This is a genomic window from Gordonia sp. (in: high G+C Gram-positive bacteria), assembly GCF_049299075.1.
In the GTDB taxonomy this organism is placed as follows: Bacteria; Actinomycetota; Actinomycetes; order Mycobacteriales; family Mycobacteriaceae; genus Gordonia.
The window spans coordinates 1-4,372 of the sequence record NZ_JBAQWU010000233.1; the positions used below are offsets into that span (position 1 = coordinate 1).

The 4,372-nt window shown below is 68.3% G+C and carries 4 protein-coding genes; 1 reads left to right on the top strand and 3 read right to left on the bottom strand.

The features are described from left to right. Positions 1–946: fibronectin type III-like domain-contianing protein (locus tag WAW85_RS07300; protein WP_422558964.1), on the top strand; the 946-nt coding region annotated here is incomplete at its 5' end. On the opposite strand, the gene WAW85_RS07305 is transcribed toward WAW85_RS07300, so the two are convergent. The 3 genes from WAW85_RS07305 to WAW85_RS07315 form a co-directional block, all read right to left on the bottom strand. Beyond that, complete coding sequence (locus tag WAW85_RS07305) at positions 924–1,229, bottom strand: metal-sensitive transcriptional regulator (RefSeq protein ID WP_422558965.1); 306 nt, start codon at positions 1,227–1,229, stop codon at positions 924–926. The genes WAW85_RS07300 and WAW85_RS07305 overlap by 23 nt on opposite strands. A 47-nt stretch (positions 1,230–1,276) precedes the next feature. Further along, the gene (locus tag WAW85_RS07310; RefSeq protein WP_422558966.1) at positions 1,277–3,541 is read right to left on the bottom strand and encodes a heavy metal translocating P-type ATPase; all 2,265 of its coding nucleotides are present in this window, start codon (positions 3,539–3,541) and stop codon (positions 1,277–1,279) included. Positions 3,542–3,581: 40 nt separating this feature from the next. After that, positions 3,582–4,372 (bottom strand): heavy-metal-associated domain-containing protein (locus WAW85_RS07315; RefSeq protein WP_422558967.1); only part of this gene is annotated, 791 nt, incomplete at its 5' end.

A 4,372-nucleotide genomic window follows, 5' to 3' on the forward strand; every position in this document is an offset into this window, starting at 1 on the left:
CCCGCGCACCGTGGTCATCGTCAATCACGGCGGCGTGGTGGATCTGACCGGGGTGACCGCTCCGGCCCTGCTCGACGCCGCGCTACTCGGCCAGGCGGGCGGCAGCGCCCTGACCGATGTGCTGTTCGGTGACGTCAACCCGTCGGGGCGACTGGCTGAGACGGTGCCGCTGCGTCTGCAAGACACCGCCGCGTATCTGAACTTCCCCGGGGAGCACGGCCACGTGACCTACGGCGAAGGTATCTTCGTCGGCTACCGCTGGTACGACGCCCGCGAACTCGACGTGTGCTTCCCGTTCGGCCACGGCCTCTCGTACACGACCTTCGCGTACTCCGACCTCACCATCACACCGACCGGCAGCGGGCTGCGCGTGGAATTGACGGTCACCAACACCGGCCATCGCGATGGCCGCGACGTGGTGCAGGTGTACATCGGCAAGCCCGACTCGGCCGTCGCGCGTCCGGTGCGCGAGCTGAAGGGCTTCGCGAATGTGGAAGTGGCGCAACAAAGTTCATCCTGGGTGACCATCGAGATCCCGCACGATGACCTCGCCTACTGGGACACCCGGTTCGACCGATTCATGGTGGAACCGGGGGCGTACACGGTCTCCGTCGGTGCGTCGAGCCGCGCGATCGCGCTCACCGCGACTGTCGAGCTGGCCGGCGATGTCAGCCGGCTACCGCTGTCGATGAACTCGTCGATCGGCGAGGTGCTGGCCGATCCGGCTGCTGCGGCCGCGTTCGGTCCGGTCTTCGAGGCGATGACTGCCGGTATGGGCGGTGACGGCACCAATGCGCTGGGAGTGGACCTGATCTCGATCATGGGCTCGATCCCGGTCGGCAGGCTAGCCACCTTCTCCGGCGGTGCGCTGTCGCCGCAAATCCTGCAGCAGTTGCTCGACGAAGCCAATAGGGCCGGTTCGGTCAGGACCGTACCAGCCGGTTGATGGCGGCGGTCGCTTCGGCGATCTTCGCCTTGGCCGCCTCGTCGTCGCCGGCTTTGGCGGCGTCGAGCACGCAGTGCTGCAGGTGGTCGTCGAGCAGCCCGGTGGCCACCCCTTGCACCGCGCGGGTAAGGGCGCTGATCTGGGTGAGGATGTCGATGCAGTACTTGTCCTCTTCGATCATTCGGGCGATGCCGCGCGCCTGCCCCTCGATGCGCTTCATCCGCTTGAGGTACTGGTCCTTCTGCTCGTCGTACCCGCGGTGTACGTCAGCTGTCTCGCTCATCTCGTCTCGCTCCCTGTCTCCCAGTGATGTCGACACCACATCCGCTCTCACGCATCGGCGCTCACGCTCGTGAACCCGCGCAGGCGCAGGCTGTTGCCGACGACGAAGACACTCGAGAACGCCATTGCCGCCCCGGCGAGCATCGGGTTGAGCATGCCCAGCGCGGCGACCGGAATGGCCGCCACGTTGTAGGCGAAGGCCCAGAAGAGGTTGCCCTTGATGGTCCCCAGTGTCTTGCGCGACAAGCGAATTGCGTCCACCGCACTGCGCAGATCGCCACGCACCAGGGTGATGTCGGAGGCTTCGATTGCCACATCGGTGCCGGTGCCCATCGCCAGTCCGAGGTCGGCCTGCGCCAGCGCCGGGGCGTCGTTCACCCCGTCGCCGACCATCGCCACGACCTTGCCCTCGTCCTGCAAGCGCCGCACGACGTCGACTTTGTCGGCGGGCAGCACCTCGGCGTACACCTCGTCGATCCCCACCTCGGCGGCAATCCGTTGGGCGACGGCCGCGTTGTCGCCGGTGAGCAGCACCGGACGCAGTCCGAGCTCCTTCAGCTCGGCGATCGCCTGCGCGCTGGTCGGCTTGACGGTGTCCGCGACGACGACGATGCCGCGCGCCGCACCGTCCCAACCGACTGCCACCACGGTCTTGCCTTCGCCTTCGGCGCGGGCTTTCGCGTCGGCAACGTCGTCGGACAGGTGCGCCGACTCCTCAGCCAGCAGCGTCTCGCGGCCCACGACCACCCTGTGTCCGTCGACGGTGCCCTGCACGCCCTTGCCCTCCACGTTGACGAAGTGTTCCGGTACGTCGAGCGCACCGGTCTCGTCCACCGCACCGGCGGCGATCGCGCGGGCGATCGGATGCTCGGACGCCGCCTCCAGCGCTCCGGCCAGCCGCAGCAGTTGCGTGCGATCGGTCCCGGGTTCGACGACGACGTCAACCATCGTCATCTGCCCGCTGGTGACAGTGCCGGTCTTGTCCAGCACGATGGTGTCGACCTTGCGGGTGGACTCCAGCACTTCGGGGCCCTTGATCAGTACGCCCATCTGGGCCCCGCGGCCGGTGCCGACGAGCAGCGCCGTCGGCGTGGCCAGACCGAGCGCGCACGGGCACGCGATCACCAGCACGGCGACCGCGGCGGTGAAGGCCGCCACCACCGGGAACCCGCCGCCGAGCCACGCGCCCAGCGTCACCACCGCGATGGCGATCACGATCGGGACAAAGATCCCGGAAATCCGGTCGGCCAGCCGCTGCACATCGGCCTTGCCTGTCTGCGCGTCTTCGACGAGCGTGGCCATCTGGGCAAGCTGCGTATCGGCACCGACGCGCGTCGCCCGGACGACGAGACGCCCGCTCGCATTGACAGTCGCGCCGGTCACTGCCGTGCCGGGCGCCACCTCCACCGGCACGGATTCGCCGGTGAGCATGGACTCGTCCACCGCGGAGTTGCCCGCGGTGACCACCCCGTCGGTGGCGATCTTCTCGCCGGGCCGCACCACGAACTCGTCGCCGACCGCCAGGTCGTCAATGCCGATCCGTACTTCAGCGCCGTCGCGCAGGACCGCCACGTCTTTGGCGCCCATCTCCAGGAGGGCGCGCAGCGCGGCACCGGCCTGCCGCTTGGACTTCTTCTCGAAGTAGCGGCCGGCCAGGATGAACATCGTGACGCCTGCAGCGGCTTCCAGGTAGATGTTGGCCGCGCCGTCGGAGGGGGCGACGGTGAACTCGAACGGGTGCGTCATGCCGGGCTCGCCGGCGGTGCCCCAGAACAGTGCGTAGAGGCTCCACGCGAAGGCGGCGAGCGTGCCCATCGAGATGAGCGTGTCCATGGTGGCCGCGCCGTGCTTCAGATTGGTCCACGCCGCAGTGTGGAACGGCCAAGCGCCCCACACGATCACCGGTGCGGCCAGCGCCAGCGACGCCCACTGCCAGTAGGTGAACTGGAAAGCCGGCACCATCGCCATCGCGATCACCGGGAGAGTGAGGGCCACCGAGACCAGCAGCCGCTGCCGGAGCGAGTTCAGCTCAGCATCGTCAGTAGATTCCGAATCCTCCTGTGCTGCAGCCCGTTTCGGCTTCGGCAGCGCGGCAGAGTAGCCGGCCTTAGCCACCTCGGCCACCAGCAGCTCGGGGTCGTATCCTGCGGGCGCGGTGACTTTGGCCTTCTCGGTCGCGTAGTTGACGGTGGCGGTGACGCCGTCGAGTTTGTTCAGTTTCCGTTCGATCCGGTTCGCGCAGGACGCACACGTCATCCCGCCGATCTCCAGTTCGAGGTCGGTGCCACTCACTAGTGGCGTTGCGGTGGTCATCTCCAGCACTCCGTTCTCCGACGCTTCGCGCTGCGGCATGTCAGTGCCCGCCCGAATGCGAATGGTCGTGGTTTCCGTTGCCGATACTGCTGGTGGCATCGAGCACGAACTGCGCGGTGTGCACCTGCCCGTCGACCTGGAAGTCCAGGTACAGCAGGTAACGCCCGGCGGTCGGTGCCGCAACGCTGAATCCGATCGCCTCCCCGCTCCCTGAGCTTGCCTCCCCGCCCCCTGAGCTTGCCTCCCCGCCCCCTGAGCTTGTCGAAGGGTCCCCCGCGTGCACATGCAGATACGCCAGGTCCCCCTCACGCAATGCGACCAGGTGCCCGAAGGCCCCGAGGTACGGCTGCAGTGCCGTCACCGGCCGGCCGTCCCGAGTCACCGAAAATGTCAGCTCGCTCGCTGCACCGGCCGTCAGGTCACCGGCGACGGCGACGGTGAACCCGCCGGTCTCCGCGGTGCGTGTCACCTGCGTGGGCACCGGTTGATAGTCGCCGGCCACCTCCACCAGGCGCGATAGCGTGACACCCGAGGCGCCCTCCGCTGCCGGAGTGAAGTCGGCGTAGACGCGGTATGTGCCTGCGGCATCCCAGCGCCACGGCAGCGACCACGTGCCCGTCGCTCGGTCGAGTTCGGGATGCACGTGGCGGAACTGTGTGCCGTCGGTACGCACGACGATCAGGTGCAGCTCCTTCTCGTGCGCCACCGCAAACTCGGTGACCGGGCTGCCCGACTCGCGTTGAATCACAAAGCTGAGCGCGCCGTCCTGGCCGACCGCCGCGGGCGCAGCCACCGGCCCGAGCACGACGCCGTCGGCGGCCAGGGCCAGCC

Bases quoted from the DNA above. Each gene is read 5' to 3' on its own strand.
- WAW85_RS07310 (WP_422558966.1), bottom strand. From the start codon at position 3,541: ATGACCACCGCAACGCCACTAGTGAGTGGCACCGACCTCGAACTGGAG.
- WAW85_RS07305 (WP_422558965.1), bottom strand. From the start codon at position 1,229: ATGAGCGAGACAGCTGACGTACACCGCGGGTACGACGAGCAGAAGGAC.